The sequence below is a fragment of the Streptomyces spongiae genome, assembly GCF_009377185.1.
GTDB lineage: Bacteria > Actinomycetota > Actinomycetes > Streptomycetales > Streptomycetaceae > Streptomyces > Streptomyces spongiae.
On sequence record NZ_VJZC01000193.1, the window covers coordinates 1 to 15,939 of the forward strand.

The window sequence follows — 15,939 nt, forward strand, 5'->3', positions numbered from 1 at the left end:
GCGTCGCCCGAAGCGACGGTGCGCGGGGCGGAGCGCGGCGCGAAGGGGTCGGTCCGGACGTCCGTGTCGCGGGCCGCGCGGGAAAGGGCGCTGTCCGCGCTCACGCGGCGTTCCACGGGCTTCATCGCTTCCTCGCCCCCGTACACGCCGCACCCGTACACGGGAGCCTCACCTTGCCCCGCACGAGCGTTTCGAGCCTGGCCGCCCCGGCACGTATCCCGGTCCCGGACGCCCCCACTGGTTCAAGTTCGTCGTTCATCATCGAATCCCGCATACCCGCTCGGGGCCGAAGCATGGCGGACGGAATCGCCGTGCGTCGCCGGCCCACCGTCGCGGAGGAGGTCGACCGGGCCGTCCGCCTCACGTGGCCTGCCGCGGCGGCAGTCCGAGATGGTAGGCGGCGACCGACTCCAGGTACGCGGTGTCGAGGGTCTCGCGATCCGTCCTGAAGCGGGGGGCCGACCTGATCTCGTCCCGCGTGGACGCCACGGTGATCTTCTGCGCCTCGCTGTCGATGTGCGTGACGAGTCCCGCGGGCACCAGCACGCTCCTGCCGAACACCCAGACGCCCGTGTCGACGATCAGGTGACGCATGGGGGTGTCGTCGGCCTGCCGGTCCACGTGCCCGATCGTGCCGTCGGCGGCCTCGACGGTGAACCCCGTCAGCCGCTGGCCCTCCCTGTGACCGCTCTGCGGTGCGTACGACCAGATGTCGTCCCGGTCCACTTCGTTTCCTCCTCGGTTCTTCCGTTCGGCTTCCGGCTCTCTTCCGTTCGGAACGGTTGCCAGGGCATCACCCGCGTCATCGGGGTACCTGGTCTCTCTCGTCCACTGTTCCGCCCGGAGGCCAGTCTTGAACCCGTTCGTGCACAGGACCCTCACCGTGCGACTCGAATCCGCGCCCGGCCGGCGCGTCCGCGTGCTGGCCCACATGAGCTACGACGCGGAGGATCCCTTCGCCGTGACGGCGACCTTCACCCATGAGGGCCTCATCGTCGCCCAGTGGAGACTGGACCGCGAGATGGTGGCCGACGGTGTGCAGCGCCCCGTCGGCGAGGGAGACGTACGCATGCGCCCACAGCGCGTGGGAGCGCGGAACGAGCTGCGCATCGAGTTGTCCGGCGACGCCGGCGGCCACGCGGGCCGGCGGTGCGCGGTCATCCTCGCGTCGGCACCCGCCGTCATGTCGTTCCTCGAGGCCACGTACCGCGTGGTGGAACGGGGGCACGAGGAGGTGGACGTGGAGGAGTTCCTCGCCAAGGTCCTCGCCCGCACGGGCAGGCGGTGAGGAGCCGTCCGCGGACGGCCGGACGACTCCTCACCACACAGCGCGGCGCGACGGGCCCGAGTGCTCACGCTCCGACCGGTGCACCACCCGCCATGGGTTCGTTCCCGGCGGCGACCTGACGACGCGCTTCCGCGACGGCTCGCCGGACGTCGCGCGTGCCCATCGTCACGCACAGCGTGTAGGCGAGGTCCTGCGCGCGCCGGCCGGGCCGGGACACCGGCTCCCGGCTCTCCCGGTGCATGACCTCCTCGTACTCCTCGACGAGCCTGCGCAGGATCGCGGGATGAGGTTTCAGCATGGGGCTCCTTCGTCGGTCGGGGTCTGTCGCCGCGTGGCGCCGAGGGCCTCGTCGCGCACCCGTGCGCAACTGCGGCTGATCAGACGGGAGACGTGCATCTGGGAGATGCCCAAGTGGTCGGCGATACGGCTCTGGGTCATGTCCTCGAAGAAACGCATGTAGAGGATGGCGCGCTCCCGTTCGGGCAGTTGCCGCAGCCCCTCCTTCGCGGCCTCGCGGTCGACGACGGTGTCGTACGACGTGTCGCAGGCGCCGAGGGTGTCCGCGAGGCTGTACCCGTCGTCGCCCGCGGACACCTCCGCGTCCAGGGACAGCGTGCTGAAGCTGTCCAACGCCTCCATCCCGGCGCTCACTTCCTCCTCCGTGAGCTTCGCGTGGGCCGCGATCTCGGCGACGGTCGGCGTACCGGAACCGGCGGTCTGGCTGAGTTCACGTCGCGCGACACGCACCTTGTTGCGCAGTTCCTGTACGCGCCGGGGGACACGGAGCGCCCACATCCGGTCGCGGAAGTGCCGCTTGATCTCGCCCGTGATGGTGGGCACGGCATAGCTTTCGAACGCTCCGCGTTCGGGTTCGAACCGGTCGACGGCCTTCACCAGCCCGACCGCGGCGACCTGCCGCAGGTCCTCCAGCGACTCACCGCGGTTGCGGAACCGGCCCGCAATGCGGTGGGCCATGGGCAGCCAGATCTTGACCAGTTCGTCCCGGAGCGCCTCGCGCTCGGGCCCGTCCTCCAGACTCGCCAGCCGGACGAAGTCGGCCATGGTGTCGGGGGCGTCGTCGTGCACTCGCTGCCCCGGCCTGTGGTGACGCGCGGACACAGCGGACACACCGGAACCGTTTTCGGAAGTCTCAACGAGCATGCGGAATCGCTCCTGAACGACGATTTCAGGGGGAACTGCCGCGGAAAGGGTGCGCGGGGCGAAGAGGCCCCGGAACGGGCACACCTCTCCCGTCGGCGCGCCTCTGGTCCGAAGCACGGACTTCCGCTTGCCCCACAGCGGTGTGGGCAAACAACGGTCCGCACATGCGTCGTGACACATGCCCGGCGGGGGCGACGACTTCACGCCAGACATCGGCCTGCCGGTACGTTTTCGCCAATGGGGGGGAGTGCTTCGCGCGAAGCCGGGCAGGCGAAGTTGTGTCATCGGGAACTTCGGCGATTGGGGTGGGCGGCATGGCAGCCGTGACGGCAGCACGGACAACGGCCACGGCGGGAGGGACAGTTACGGAGGAGGGGGCGCGACTGCCGCTCATCGAAGACCCCTCGAAGGTCGGACCGAAGGACGCGCGTGCACTGTCACGCCGGTTCTTCGACCGGCTGGCCGTGCTGGAAGAAGGCACGCGGGAGTACCAGTACGTACGCAACACGCTGATCGAGATGAACCTCTCCCTCGTGCGGTACGCCGCCTCGCGGTTCCGCGGCCGGGAGGACTCGATGGAGGACATCGTCCAGGTCGGGACGATCGGGCTGATCAAGGCGATCGACCGGTTCGAGATCTCCCGCGAGGTCGAGTTCACGACGTTCGCCGTGCCGTACATCGTCGGCGAGATCAAGCGCTTCTTCCGGGACACCAGCTGGGCGGTGCACGTTCCGCGACGGCTGCAGGAGGCCCGGGTGGAGCTGGCGAAGGCCACCGACGAGTTGCGGTCCCGGCTGGGCCGTACTCCGACCACGCGTGAGCTCTCCCAGTTGATGTCCCTGCCGGAGGAAGAGGTCATCGAGGCGCGCAAGGCGGCCAACTGCTACAACTCCGCCTCCCTCGACGCCGTACTCGGCACCGACGACGCCCAGGACGGCAAGACCGTGCTGGCCGACGTCATCGGCGAGGAGGACCCTTCGCTGGAACTCGTCGAGGACTTCCACTCGCTGGCGCCGCTGATCGCCGAGTTCGACGAGCGGGAACGCCGGATCCTCCACATGCGCTTCGTCGAGGAGCTCACCCAGTCCCAGATCGCCGGGCACCTCGGCGTCTCGCAGATGCACGTCTCACGGCTGATCAGCCGCATCATCAAGCGTCTGCGCGCGGGCCTGCTGGAATCCGACGTCGCCTGAGCCACCTCGGCTTCCCCCAGCCCGCCGCGCCACACGAGAGTCCCGCCGACCATGGTCGGCGGGACTCTCGTGTGGTTCGTGCACTGCCCACGGCCTGCCTAGGACGCGCCGTTCCCGACCGGCACCCCGCGCACCGGGCGCAGGGGGATCACCGCGGTGATGCGTTTGCCGCCGGACGGCAGACGCGACACCGCCACATCGTGGGACAGCCGGCGGACGATCGGCCAGCCGCGGCCTCCGGTGCGCCATCGACCGCTGTCGTCGACCGGGGCCGACGTCACGGGCAGCCGGGGGTCACCGTCGCTCACCGACACGTACAGGTCGCGGCCGACGACGGAGACGCCGAAGTCCGTGACGCCGCCACCGTGCAGCATCGCGTTGGTGGTCAGTTCCGACACAACGAGCAACGCGTCCGAGAGCGCGTCCTCGTCCCAGCCGTTGTCTGCCGTGCTCTCGGACACCACCCGCCTGACGGCCTCACGTGCCTCCCGCGGATTCCGCGGTCCCTGACGGACCCGCCCCCAGGCGGCCGGGCGCCCGCTGGTGTGGACTCGGTATCGCTCACGCATCCTCTCGCTCCCTGAAGGGGGGAAGGGGGCCGGACAGCTGCGGCGCCGGCAATACGCGTACCGTCCGTCACCCCCGGGGAGGGCGTCCGTGCCCGCATCCGTACGTGCGGTCCGTGGCGCCCGTTCTGTGCCGTTGTCTCCTCTCCTTCGGCTGACCGCTCCTGTGCGTCCGAAACCACGCTGCGCCCGGATGGCGGGAATCACTGGGGAGCCCGCCCACCCGTACGACCGGCGACGACGCGAACCGCCCGGCCGCGGAGGCGGCACGGTGTGTCCGCTCGAATCGCGGGTATGCGCACGAGCGCATCGCCATGACGAGCAGCGGAAGGCAAGGACGTCGCCTCGGGCGGGACGCACCGGGCGGCCCTCCGGCTCCGGCGTTCGCCGGTCCGGGATCACCGTCCGCGTCGCCACACGATGCTTCGAACCCGGACTTCGGGGTATCCGGCCCCGAACCGGTAACGCCTGTGGGAGGTACTTGTGTCTGTGGCCCAGAATCCGTTGTCGATCAAGGTGACACTTCCGCGGGAAGACGCCGCGCTGCTCACCATCGGGGGCGATCTGGACATCGATACCGCGACCGAGCTCCAGCATCACGTGGCGAACCAACTCCACCACGGCCGACGGCACTTCCTGCTCGACGTCTCGTCCGTACCCTTCATGGACTCGTCCGGCATGAACATCATCCTGCGCGTCTACCAGGAGGTGCGGGAGATCTCCGGAGGCGTGTACGTGATCTCCCCGACCCCCGCCGTGCGGCGCATCCTGGACCTCACCGGCGTCAGTCTCACCGTGCGGACGACGGAGAGCGTCGAGGAGGCGCTGGCGTCCCTGGGGTCCGAAAAGCCGGAAGACACCCCGTCCGAGTAGAGCCCGCCGGCCGGACCTCGAACCCCTCGACGCCGGGGCGGTTCATCCACTGTGAACAGCCTTCTCATGGCCAACAGTTGCTGTTTGACAACTATGGCCGTGAGGCAACAGAGTGAGCCATGGCAAGCGCGGGAGGTGGAAGATGCGTGGGAGCGGAGCCGCTCGTCAGACGCTTCCGACGCCGGATCAGGCGCTCTGGACGCCGGGGGTGTCACCCTCGTGGATCTGTGCCGCCGCGGCGCCGCAGAACGCCTCCAGACCCTCCAGCAGGGCGCTGCGCTTCGCGGTGGGCATCTGCGCCAGTACGGACTCCAGGGCGCTCTCACGGCGGTCCCTCAGCTTCGCCAGGAAGGACCGGCCACGCCGGCTCAGCTGCAGACGCAGTTCACGACGGCTGGAGGCGCTGGGCTTTCGCTCCAGGAAACCGACGGCTTGCAGACGGTCGCACAGACGGCTGGTCGACGGCGGGGTGGAGCCCAGGGCGTCCGCGAGCATACGGAGGTTGATGCCGTCGTTGTGCTCGAGGATGAACAGCACGCGGATCTGCGACGCGGACACCGGCGCTGTCGAGGCACGACCCCACACGACCTCCAGCAGCTCCGCCGCCTGGGAGGTCACACGCGCCAGTTCGTCCGGCCGTGGATGCGAGGAGGAGGAAGGCACGTCCCCACTCTTCCAGGGTTCTCGAACACTGTCAGCCCGCCGCCGCGGACAGGCCGGACAGAACACGGGATACAGACACAGGAACACCGACGGACGGCGTCCGCGGCAACGCGGGACGAGGCGCCGTCACAGTGGAGAGATGGGCGTGTCCGACATCGAGAACAGGTTGGCGGCAGCCGAGCGGGCACTTCGCACCGCGGCTCCGCACCAACTGGTGGACACGGTCCGCCGGGTGGTGTGCGGCGCCTACGCGGCGAAGGCCGTCGACGTCCTCATGGCCGACTACGGGCTCACCGCGCTGCGGAGCGTCCCCGTGACGGCCGGACCGCCCAAGTCCCTGCCGATGCACGGCAGCCCGGCCGGACGGGCCTTCGGCGCCCAGGAACCGTTCGTGGAGAGACACGGCGGCGGGCTGGTGCGCGTGCACCTGCCGGTGACGGTACGCGGCGACCGGCTCGGCGTGCTGAGCGTCACGATGGACTCGGCGGACCGGGCCGAGGAGTGCCGCGCCGAGCTGGCCGAGATCGCCGAGGTCCTGGGGCACGAGATGATCGTCGCTGAACGGGACACCGACGTGTACCTCCAGGCGCGGCGCACGGACCGCCTCACGCTGGCGGCGGAGATGCAGTGGCAGCTGCTGCCGGGCCGTTCCTGCGCACGGCCGGAGTACGCGCTCGGCGGCCAGTTGGAGCCCGCCTACGCGGTCTTCGGTGACAACTTCGACTGGTCCGCGAGCGCCGACCGGCTGATGCTGTACATCACCAACGGCATGGGTGAGGGCATCGAGGCCTCGCTGCTGACCACCCTGGGGATCAACGCGCTGCGCAACGCACGGCGTGCGGGCCTGTCCATCGCCGACCAGGCCGCCCTGGCCGACCAGGCGGTCCACGCCCACTACCGGGGCCGTGCCCACCTGTCCGTGCTCCTGCTGGATGTGGATCTGTCCACCGGGCGCCTCCAGGTGGTCGACGCCGGCTCACCCCGGATGCTGCGCCTGCGCGAGAGGAACGTCACGTCCGTCGACCTCGAGGCGCAGCTCCCCCTGGGCATGTTCGAGGAAACCGACTACGTGGCCCAGGAGTTCCACGTCGAGCCGGGCGACCGGCTGGTCTTCGTCAGCGACGGGGTGCACGGGGTCGCCGCGCCCGGCGGCGAAACCTACGGGGAGCGGGCGCTGGCGCGGGCCATCACCTCCACCAGCCTCCTCCCGGCACCGGAGGTGCCAGGCGCCGTCCTGCGGGAGCTGTCCGGTCACCGCGGTTCCGCCGTGCCCGACGACGACGCGCTCGTGGTGTGCCTGGACTGGTTCGGGCGGACATGACGCCATGGGACCGCGGTCGCACGGCTCGGTTCGCCGGGCACCACCGCGGAGTTGTAAGGGATCACCGCGTGTCTACAGTTGTCGGGCAGCAGGCTGGGGACCGCACCGACGGGCTCGCCGCCACGGCCGGGGCAGCGCGCGAGAGGTAAGGAGGAACACGTGCCGGAGCAGGAAGCGGCAGGACACCAGGAGACACCGGCGCAGGAGGTCGGGGACTTCCTGCGGCGACGTCGGGAGCAGATCGCACAACGGTGGGCCGACGCGGCGCTGTTCCGCACCGTCTTCACCGTCTCCCGGGAGGAGGCGGTGGAAGCGGGCCGGGCCGTGGTGGAGGCGCTGGCCGCGGTGGCCGCCGCCGAACGCGTGGAGGAGCAGGAGGCCGACGGCTTCGCCGTCGTGCGCGAACAGCTCGCCCGGATGGCGGCGTCCCGTTCGCGTGCGGGTTCGACGAACAGTCAGATCTCGGCCGAGGTGGACGCGTTGCGGCCTGCCGTCGTCGACCTGCTCGTCGCCGAACTGGCTGACCAGCCGGCCGAGCACGTGCGGGAGTCCACGACCGCCCTCACCGTGCTGATGGGCACGCTGCGCCTGGTCGTCCTGGAGACGCTGCTGAGCGCGGGACAGGAGCTCATCAACCGGCAGCACCTGCAACTGCTGGAAGTGGCCACGCCCGTCATCAAGTTGTGGGAGGGCATCGTCGCCGTGCCGCTCATCGGCACCCTCGACAGCGCCCGCAGCCAGGTGGTGATGGAAACGCTCCTGGACTCGATCGTGGAGCAGCACGCGCGCTTCGCGATCCTCGACATCACGGGTGTGCCGACCGTCGACTCCCTCGTCGCGCAGCACCTGATGAAGACCGTCGCGGCGGCGCGTCTGATGGGAGCGGAGTGCATCGTCTCCGGCATCCGGCCCGCCATCGCCCAGACCATCGTCCACCTGGGCATCGACCTGGGCTCGGTGAAGACACGGGCGAGCCTCGCGGATGCCCTCGGCTACGCCTTGCGGCAGCAGGGCGCGCACATCGTGCCCCAGGAGCCGCACGACGCGGGGTCCCGGTGACCGGCGCGTTCCCCTCCCCCTACGGGGGACAGGTGCCCGTCCTCAGGATCGGTGACGTCCTCCTCGTCACGCTCCAGGGCGATCTGCACGACGGCACGGCGGAACAGCTCCAGCAGGACGTCAGCGAGGCGGCCGCCGACAGCCGGGTCAAGGGCGTGGTCATCGACCTCTCGGGCGTGGAGATGGTCGACTCGTTCCTCGGCCGGGTGCTCAGCGACATCGCGGCGAAGACACGGCTCCTCGCCGCCGAGACCGTGGTGGCCGGGATGCGCCCCGCCGTGGCGATCACGCTCGTGGAACTGGGGCTGACCCTCCCGGGGCTGCGCACGGCGCTCAGCTCCGACGAGGCCCTGCGCCTGCTCGGCGAAGCCTCGATCTCCCCCCGGCACGGGCGCACACGCCAGGAGAGTCCCTGATGCAGACAGCCGGCGGTGTCTCCGCATGCCTGCCGATCCACTCGGACCTGGATCTGGTGTGGGTACGGCAGCACGTGCGGCAGGCCGCTGCCCAGCTCGGCTTCGGTCTCGTGGCGCAGACCAAACTGGTCACCGCCGCCAGCGAGTTGGCCCGCAACACCCTCGTCCACGGCGGCGGGGGGCAGATGGCGTGCGCACCGGTGAGCAGGGGCGGCGTGCCGGGACTGCGGCTGGCGTTCAGTGACGAGGGGCCGGGTATCCCGGACCTCGAGCAGGCCCTGCGCGACGGCTACACCTCCGGCGAGGGGCTGGGCATGGGTCTCGGCGGCGCACGGCGTCTGGTCCACGAGTTCGCCATCGACAGCCGCCCGGGCAGCGGGACGACCGTGACGGTGACGTCGTGGGTCTCGGGTCCTCCTCGGCCGCGTGAGGAGAAGTGATGCCACGCGTCTGGGAGGTGCCGGTGCACGACTCGACCCGGGTACGTGACGTGCGCGTGGCGACCGAGGAGGCGGCGGCCCGGGCGGGACTCGACGAGGACCGCACCGCGCGCGCCACCCTCGTGGCCACCGAACTCGCGACGAACCTGCTGAAGCACGCCGACGGCGGCCGGATCCTCCTGGACCTCGTGGACTTCCCCCTCACCGCTCCCGGCCACGAGGGGAGCCCCGTCGTGCAGATCGTGGCGGTCGACCACGGCCCGGGCATGCGCGACGTGGTGACCGCGCTGCGCGACGGCTACTCGACCACCGGCTCGCTCGGTGCCGGACTCGGTACCTGCCGGCGGGTCGCCGACGACTTCGATCTGCACAGCGTTCAGGGGCGGGGGACGATCGCGATGGCACGGATCGGTGCCCGCCGGGACCGCTCCGGCGAGCAGCGGCCGGTCCGCCTTCCGGTGCGGGTCGGTGGCGTCAACATCCCTTTCTCCGGGGCGGATTACTCGGGTGACGCCTGGGCAGGGATCCGGTCGGACCACCACGTGACGCTGATGCTGGCCGACGGTCTGGGCCATGGCCCGGAGGCGGCACGCGCGTCCTCGGCCGCGGTGGAGGAGCTGCGCCGTTCGGCCGATCTGCCGCCGGCGGAGCTCCTGCGGCGGCTGGACGGGGCGCTGCGCGACACCCGGGGTGCGGCCGTGGCCGTGGCCCAGCTGGATCTCGCCGCCGGACAGCTGCGCTTCGCCGGGGTCGGGAACATAGGCGCCCGGCTGCGCTGCGGCGACACGTGGCGGCCCCTGCTCTCACGTCCGGGGATCGTCGGCGCCCACCGGTCGGCGAGGCTGCCCGAGCACCAGGTGGGTTGGGAGGACGACTGTCTTCTGGTACTCCACAGTGACGGTCTGCCGAGCCGCTGGAGTCCCCCTCCGGCAGCGCACAGCCCCTGCCTCGACCCCGCTGTCGTCGCCGCCGTGATCGTGCGTGACGCGAGCAGCCCCGCCCGGCCGGTGCGCGACGACACCGCGGTCGCCGTACTGTGCCCCGTTCCGCCGGACCGGACCTCATGACCCGTACCTGGCATGTCAGCACCGTCACCGATGCCGCGCGGGCCCGGATCGCCACCGCCCGGCTGGCCGCGGCGCACGGCGTGACGGCCGTCGAGCGGACGCGTCTGGTGACCGCGCTCACCGCACACCTGCGGCAGTGCCTGACCAAGGGCGGCGAGTGGCGGCTCGGCGTGGAGGCGACAGCGTGCCCGGGCGAGAGCGGCCTGTTCGTCGTGGAGGTGGCGTCGGTCGCGAACCGGACGACCGACGCACGGCTGCCCTGGCGCGTCACGGCGCCGTTCCCCGCGGACGGCGGCGGCTCCGGGGCGGAGCACGTGGGCGACGACCCGGAGACGCTGGCGGAGGCGCTGTTCAGCGCCGACGAGGACGCGGCCGTGTTACTGGAGAAGCTCGACGAGCAGGAACAGCTGGTCGCCTTCCACCGCGAGGAGCTCCACCAGACCAACCAGGGCGTCCTGGCCCTGCACGCCGAGCTGGACGCGGCCGGGCGGGCGCAGCGGGAGCTCTTCGCCGCCGAGCAGAAGGCCCACGCGGAGGCGGAGCGGGCCCGTGGCCGTCTGACCTTCCTGGCCGACGCGAGCGCCGCCCTGACTGCCTCCCTCAACCACGACGCGATCGTGCGGCTCCTCCCCGGGCTGCTGGTGCCCCGGTACGCCCGCACCGTCGACGTATGGCTGTTCGGGGACGGAGACGACGAAAGGGCCGGCGACCACCGCAGCAGAGCGCATCCGGCCGCCGCCGTCCTCGCGGCGCGGCGTGGGCGCCCCCAGTACGCCGCCGACCACCCCGGCGACCTGCCCGGCGTCGACGACCAGCCGCCTTCCGCGCTGGAACCCGGCAGGCCCAAGCTGTGCATCCCCCTGATGACCCGCGGGGCGCCCCTGGGTGTGCTGACGCTGTCGCCCCCCGAGGCGCGCTGGGACGCCGACGACGCCGTCATGCTGATCGAGCTCACCCGGCGGGCCAGCATCGCCCTGGAGAACGCCAGACGCTTCGAGCACAACCGCGACATCGCCGAGACCCTGCAGCGGGCCCTGCTCACGGACCTGCCCACGACGCCCGGCCTGCACCTCGCCGCACGCTATCTCCCGGCCACGCACGGCCTGAACATCGGCGGGGACTGGTACGACGCCTTCCGGCAGCCCGACGGCAGTCTGATCACCGTCATCGGTGACGTGACGGGGCACGGTCTGCACGCCGCCGTCATGATGAGCCAGCTGCGCACCGCCCTGCGGGCCTACGCCGTCGACGGCGGCAGTCCCGGCGAGCTGCTGACCCACCTGCACACGTTCCTGCACCACCTGCAGCCCGATCTGTACGCCACGGCCGTCATCGCGCGCTTCCACCCCGACGACCCCACCCTCACCTGGGCCGCCGCGGGTCATCCGCCACCCGTCCTGCGTACCCCTGACGGGCAGGTGCACACGCTCGACGCCAAGCCGGGTGCCATGCTCGGCATCCCCCTGCGGCAGGTCATCGGCGACCACACCGTCCCCCTTCCGCCCGGCTCGACGCTGGCGCTCTACACGGACGGTCTGGTGGAGCGCCGCGCGCAGGGCATAGATCCGGGGATCGGGCGGCTCGCGACGGCACTGGCGGCCTTCGAGCCGACCGACCTCGACCGGGACCTGGAGGGCTCGGCCGACCGGCTCCTGCAGCCTCTGCTGCACGACTCCGAACACGACGACGACGTGTGCCTGCTGCTCTGCCACATCCACAGCGACGCGGCGAGGATCAGGGAAGCGGCGCACTCCGGCACCCGCGCCTGACCGGGGCGCCGACGGTTGTCGGCGCCCGTCAGCGGTCGGCCGGCGCCTCCCGCTCGGGCCGGGTGTCCACCGGGCCCTGCGCCTCGTGGAAGGCCCGCAGGACCTCCTCCAGCACCGTGCGCTGCCCAGGCGGCAGACCGTCGAGCGCCGTGGTGAGGTACGCGGACAGCCGGTCGGTGACCTCGGTGAGGTATCTGCGGCCGTGCGGGGTGACCACCAGTTGCACCTCGCGCCGGTCGTCGGGCTGCGCGTTCCGCTCCAGCAGTCCGGCGGCCTCGAGCCGGTCGCACATCCTGCTGGCGGTGGGCAGTCCGATGTCCAGTTGCTCGGCCAGTGCGGTGAGGTTGAGTTCGGGCCGACGGCGCACGATCCGCAGCGCCCTTACCTGGCGGGCGGGCAGCCTCGGGGTGACGTCCTCCACGGCGGCGAACCAGAGCGCCACCAGGTTCTCCACCGCGTCGACCACCTGTCGGCCGGCCGCGTCGCCGCGGGAGCGGGGGGCCTCCTCACAGCCCACCGCCCGTCACCCTCCGCAGACCCTCGACCACGGGGCCCCGAGCCGTCTGGCCCAGGCCGGGAGCACCGGCCGGCACCTCCTCGTGGCACCGGCGGAGTCGCGCCGGCCACGACGGACCGGACGGATTCGCGGAATGCAAACAGCTCCAGCGGTACCCACGAAGGCTTCTCTCTCAGTCAACTCCGGCCAAAATCCTGGTCATGCCCAAGGGCCTACCCGGAGCGCCCGTGAGTACACGGCCGTCTCACATCCTCCGCGTGGTACCTCGACGGGCCGGTCACAGATCCGTGGGAAGACCGCTCGCCTCGGCGATGCCACGCAGTTGCTCGTCTTCCTGGTAGCGGGCGCGAATACAGTCAGCGATGTCCTTGCGCCGTTCCGGGTCGGCCGCCGTGTCGGGATCGGTGACGACCCGGACGGGCTCGCCGCCCTCGATCTCGATCTGGATGAGTTCGTTGTCGACGCGACCCGTGACGGCGGTGGCGATGACCAGTGCGGCCTCGTCGCGGACCGTCTGGGAGACGGCGTCGGCGACTTCGTCGTCCAGGTCCTGACTGACCGGCCCGGACTCCTCCGAGTCGAGCGCCCTCAGCACCGGCTCGACCATGCCCAGCAGGAGCTCGTACTCCTCGGAGGTCATGCTCATGCGCAGGAGGCCGAGGTGGATGTCCAGGGCCTCACTCTGGGGTGGGAGATTCGGCTCGTTCATGGTGTTCGGGTTCCCCGATATTCGGATCGCTCCCAGAAAACCTCAAGAGACACACGGAACTGCCGTTTCCTCGTCCGGGGCGGTGCTGTCGCGGTGCGCTGACGTGGCGAGGCCCTCGCCCGGGGCCAGGGCACCGGGCGAGGGCCGACAGTTCGAGTTCTCGGATCAGCCGTTGCGGCTGGTGCTGCCTGTGCCGTGTCCGCTGTGTCCCTCCTGTCCCAGGGCGCCGTCGTCGGCCGCCTGGTCGAGGGTGCTGTGGCTGTCGTTCACGTCCAGGTTGCCGAGGGCGTCTGCGTCGAGACCGTGGGACGGCGTGATGGCCGCGACGACGAAACCGGTGGCCAGGGAGGCAATGGCAAGCATGCTGCGCTTCTTCATGCCCCGTTCAACTGCGAAACCGGCCCGGGGTCACGCGTTCCTCGCGGCAGGATGACGGAGGCGATACGGACACCTGCCCGGGGGGAACCTGGCATGCTCGCGGGTACGCAGCGCGTCAGGAGGGCCGATGAACGGGGACGACGGGCACGTCCACGTCGATGCGAACGTGATCCGCCGCGACCTCGCGGGGAGGTTCTCGGACACCTGATCGTGGGCCGCACGCCGGGCGGGCAAGCTCCTCGGCCGGTGCTACCGGCGACCAGTTCCCCGCCGAGCCCTCCCCCCATGACATCCGATGACCTGTCAGAGCCCTTGCCTCCCAAGGCGCTCCATGCTCCCCCTTCCACCTCGCCTCCATGCGCCCTACCGTAAGCCCGCACGAATGACGCGGACATGAAGACCTCCCATCTTTCGCGAGGACGAAGGAGCGTAACGATGCGTCACCTTCCCACCCGCACAGCTCGTCGAAGAGTGGTCGGAGCGCTCATCGCGGGGGTGCTCGGTCTCGCCGGACTCTCCGCTCCGGCCCTGGCCTCCCCCTCCGCCTACCCGGCCGCCCCCGCTCCGGACGACGGTCTCGCCCTCACTCCGCCCATGGGGTTCAACAACTGGAACTCCACGCACTGCCGGGCGGAGTTCAACGAGGCCATGGTCAAGGGCATCGCGGACCTCTTCGTCGAGAAGGGGCTCAAGGACGCCGGGTACGAGTACGTCAACCTGGACGACTGCTGGGCGCTGCCGCAGCGGGACCCGGACGGCAAGCTGGTGCCCGACCCAGTGCGCTTCCCGAACGGCATCAAGGCTGTCGCGGACTACGTGCACTCCAAGGGCCTGAAGTTCGGCATCTACACCAGCGCGGGCACGAAGACATGCAACAGCGCCGGGTTCCCGGGCGCGCTGGGCCACGAGTACAGCGACGCACGGCAGTTCGCGGACTGGGGCGTCGACTACCTCAAGTACGACAACTGCAACAACCAGGGCGTGGATGCCAAGCTGCGCTACACGACCATGCGCGACGCGCTCCGGGCCACGGGCCGCCCCATCGTCTACAGCCTCTGCGAGTGGGGCCAGAACAAGCCCTGGGAGTGGGCCTCGGATGTCGGCCAGCTATGGCGCACGACCGGCGACATCAGCGACAACTGGGGTTCGATGCTGTCGATCCTCAAGAAGAACCTGCCCCTCGCGCCGTACGCCGGTCCCGGGAACTGGAACGACCCGGACATGCTGGAGGTCGGCAACGGCGGCATGACGGACACCGAGTACCGCACGCACTTCTCGATGTGGTCGATCATGGCGGCACCTCTGCTGATCGGCTCCGATCTGCGGTCGGCGTCCGACGAGACCTTCGACATCCTGAGCAACCGCGAGGTGATCGCGGTGGACCAGGACCCGCTGGGCGAACAGGGCACGGTCCTGTCGTCCGACGGCGGTCGCTGGGTCGTCGCCAAGGAGATGAAGGACGGCAGCCGGGCCGTGGCCCTCTTCAACGAGACGGGCAGCGCGCAGCGGATCTCGACGACCGCGGCGGCCGTCGGCCTCCCCGACTCCGACGCGTACACCCTGCGCGACCTGTGGCAGCACAAGAGCTACAACACCGCGGGCAGGATCTCGGCGACCGTCCCCGCGCACGGCACCGTCCTCTTCCGCGTCCGGGCCGACGACAGGTGGGCCGCGCATCCGCCTGCCGTCGAACTCGACCTGGGGGGCGGCTCGTTCGTCGAGGCGGGCAGGCCGGCCGCGCTCACGACCGCGGTCACCGACCTCGGCCGCACGTCGGCGAAGCGCGTCTCCGTCACGCTGACCGGGCCGGCGGGGTGGACGGTCCGCCCGACCTCGCCCACCACGGTCGGCACGCTGCCGTCGGGACGGTCCCTGCGCACCTCGTGGAAGGTGACCGCGCCGGAGGGCACGGCTCACGGGCCGTACGACCTGACGCTCAGGGCGACTTACCGGTCGCCGACCGGGGCGCGGGCCGAGAGTGTGGTGCCGTTGCGGTTCTCCGTGGTGGGCGCGCCGCCCTCGGGCACGTCGTACCTGAGCGATCTGCCGTGGCTGTCGACGGCCAACGGCTGGGGGCCCGTCGAGCGCGACACCAGCAACGGCGAGAGCGCGGCGGGTGACGGCAGCCCCCTCACCGTCAACGGCACCGTGTACGAGAAGGGGTTAGGCGTGCACGCCCAGAGCGCCGTCGAGTACTACGCGGGGAAGGCCTGCGAGACGGTCACCGCCCAGGTGGGGGTCGATGACGAAGAGGGTGCCGACGGGTCCGTGGCGTTCGAGATCCGCGCGGACGGTACGACGGTCGCCACTGCGGGCCCGCTGACCAACGCGCAGGCCGCGCAGGGGGTTTCAGCGGATGTGAGCGGCGCCCAGGTGATCTCGCTCGTCGTCACGGACGGGGGTGACGGTACGACGTCGGATCACGGGGACTGGGGCGATGCGCGGTTGAGCTGCTAGGGGTTGTCTCGCCCCCGCCGCCCCTACCCATTCCCGTCCCCTGGGGGCTGCGCCCCCAGACC

At 70.9% G+C, this 15,939-nt stretch carries 18 protein-coding genes; 10 read left to right on the forward strand and 8 right to left on the reverse strand.

Features of this window, described 5'->3' with window-relative positions; all coding sequences use genetic code 11:
• Positions 1–360: 360 nt before the first annotated feature.
• On the reverse strand, positions 361–726 hold the full coding sequence (locus FNH08_RS24380) for a PRC-barrel domain-containing protein (protein WP_322725263.1): 366 nt from the start codon (positions 724–726) through the stop codon (positions 361–363).
• 127 nt (positions 727–853) lie between these two features.
• Between FNH08_RS24380 and FNH08_RS24385 the strand changes: the two genes are divergently transcribed.
• Positions 854–1,288 (forward strand): SsgA family sporulation/cell division regulator, encoded by a 435-nt coding sequence (locus tag FNH08_RS24385; RefSeq protein WP_152773682.1) that lies wholly within the window; start codon positions 854–856, stop codon positions 1,286–1,288.
• Between the two features lie 64 nt (positions 1,289–1,352).
• Here the strand turns inward: FNH08_RS24385 and FNH08_RS24390 are convergent, their stop codons facing one another.
• On the reverse strand, positions 1,353–1,586 hold the full coding sequence (locus FNH08_RS24390) for a DUF5133 domain-containing protein (RefSeq protein ID WP_152773683.1): 234 nt from the start codon (positions 1,584–1,586) through the stop codon (positions 1,353–1,355).
• Positions 1,580–2,449, reverse strand: coding sequence for an RNA polymerase sigma factor SigF (locus tag FNH08_RS24395; protein ID WP_152773684.1), 870 nt, complete (start codon positions 2,447–2,449; stop codon positions 1,580–1,582). The genes FNH08_RS24390 and FNH08_RS24395 overlap by 7 nt, the downstream gene beginning before the upstream one ends.
• A gap of 314 nt (positions 2,450–2,763) precedes the next feature.
• Between FNH08_RS24395 and FNH08_RS24400 the strand changes: the two genes are divergently transcribed.
• Positions 2,764–3,642 (forward strand): RNA polymerase sigma factor SigF, encoded by an 879-nt coding sequence (locus FNH08_RS24400; RefSeq protein ID WP_152773685.1) that lies wholly within the window; start codon positions 2,764–2,766, stop codon positions 3,640–3,642.
• Between the two features lie 98 nt (positions 3,643–3,740).
• Here the strand turns inward: FNH08_RS24400 and FNH08_RS24405 are convergent, their stop codons facing one another.
• Positions 3,741–4,211 (reverse strand): ATP-binding protein, encoded by a 471-nt coding sequence (locus FNH08_RS24405; protein ID WP_152773686.1) that lies wholly within the window; start codon positions 4,209–4,211, stop codon positions 3,741–3,743.
• A gap of 480 nt (positions 4,212–4,691) precedes the next feature.
• On the opposite strand from FNH08_RS24405, the gene FNH08_RS24410 reads away from it, so the two are divergent.
• Complete coding sequence (locus tag FNH08_RS24410; RefSeq protein WP_322725264.1) at positions 4,692–5,081, forward strand: STAS domain-containing protein; 390 nt, start codon at positions 4,692–4,694, stop codon at positions 5,079–5,081.
• Positions 5,082–5,267: 186 nt separating this feature from the next.
• On the opposite strand, the gene FNH08_RS24415 is transcribed toward FNH08_RS24410, so the two are convergent.
• Entirely contained in the window at positions 5,268–5,744 is a 477-nt protein-coding gene (locus tag FNH08_RS24415; protein WP_322725265.1) for a MarR family winged helix-turn-helix transcriptional regulator, read from the reverse strand.
• A gap of 139 nt (positions 5,745–5,883) precedes the next feature.
• Between FNH08_RS24415 and FNH08_RS24420 the strand changes: the two genes are divergently transcribed.
• The 6 genes from FNH08_RS24420 to FNH08_RS24445 all read left to right on the forward strand — a co-directional run bounded on the left by FNH08_RS24420 (position 5,884) and on the right by FNH08_RS24445 (position 11,816).
• The gene (locus tag FNH08_RS24420; protein WP_152773688.1) at positions 5,884–7,065 is read left to right on the forward strand and encodes a PP2C family protein-serine/threonine phosphatase; all 1,182 of its coding nucleotides are present in this window, start codon (positions 5,884–5,886) and stop codon (positions 7,063–7,065) included.
• A gap of 159 nt (positions 7,066–7,224) precedes the next feature.
• Complete coding sequence (locus tag FNH08_RS24425; protein ID WP_322725266.1) at positions 7,225–8,124, forward strand: STAS domain-containing protein; 900 nt, start codon at positions 7,225–7,227, stop codon at positions 8,122–8,124.
• A complete protein-coding gene (locus FNH08_RS24430; protein WP_322725267.1) occupies positions 8,121–8,540 on the forward strand; it encodes an STAS domain-containing protein in 420 nt (139 codons plus the stop codon). The genes FNH08_RS24425 and FNH08_RS24430 overlap by 4 nt, the downstream gene beginning before the upstream one ends.
• Complete coding sequence (locus FNH08_RS24435; protein ID WP_152773689.1) at positions 8,540–8,980, forward strand: anti-sigma regulatory factor; 441 nt, start codon at positions 8,540–8,542, stop codon at positions 8,978–8,980. Before FNH08_RS24430 ends, FNH08_RS24435 begins: the two co-directional genes overlap by 1 nt.
• A complete protein-coding gene (locus FNH08_RS24440) occupies positions 8,980–10,047 on the forward strand; it encodes an ATP-binding SpoIIE family protein phosphatase (protein WP_152773690.1) in 1,068 nt (355 codons plus the stop codon). The genes FNH08_RS24435 and FNH08_RS24440 overlap by 1 nt, the downstream gene beginning before the upstream one ends.
• Positions 10,044–11,816: a PP2C family protein-serine/threonine phosphatase gene (locus tag FNH08_RS24445; RefSeq protein ID WP_152773691.1), complete on the forward strand. Its 1,773-nt coding sequence runs from the start codon at positions 10,044–10,046 to the stop codon at positions 11,814–11,816. Before FNH08_RS24440 ends, FNH08_RS24445 begins: the two co-directional genes overlap by 4 nt.
• 28 nt (positions 11,817–11,844) lie before the next feature.
• On the opposite strand, the gene FNH08_RS24450 is transcribed toward FNH08_RS24445, so the two are convergent.
• From FNH08_RS24450 to FNH08_RS24460, 3 genes are all read right to left on the reverse strand, one after another.
• The gene (locus FNH08_RS24450) at positions 11,845–12,333 is read right to left on the reverse strand and encodes a MarR family winged helix-turn-helix transcriptional regulator (RefSeq protein ID WP_322725269.1); all 489 of its coding nucleotides are present in this window, start codon (positions 12,331–12,333) and stop codon (positions 11,845–11,847) included.
• A 277-nt stretch (positions 12,334–12,610) separates the two neighbouring features.
• Entirely contained in the window at positions 12,611–13,042 is a 432-nt protein-coding gene (locus FNH08_RS24455) for a hypothetical protein (protein ID WP_152773692.1), read from the reverse strand.
• Positions 13,043–13,207: 165 nt separating this feature from the next.
• The gene (locus FNH08_RS24460; RefSeq protein ID WP_407704442.1) at positions 13,208–13,405 is read right to left on the reverse strand and encodes a hypothetical protein; all 198 of its coding nucleotides are present in this window, start codon (positions 13,403–13,405) and stop codon (positions 13,208–13,210) included.
• 450 nt (positions 13,406–13,855) lie between these two features.
• Here FNH08_RS24460 and FNH08_RS24465 point away from each other — a divergent pair, with 450 nt between their 5' ends.
• A complete protein-coding gene (locus tag FNH08_RS24465; protein ID WP_152773694.1) occupies positions 13,856–15,877 on the forward strand; it encodes an NPCBM/NEW2 domain-containing protein in 2,022 nt (673 codons plus the stop codon).
• The last annotated feature ends 62 nt before the right edge of the window (positions 15,878–15,939 follow it).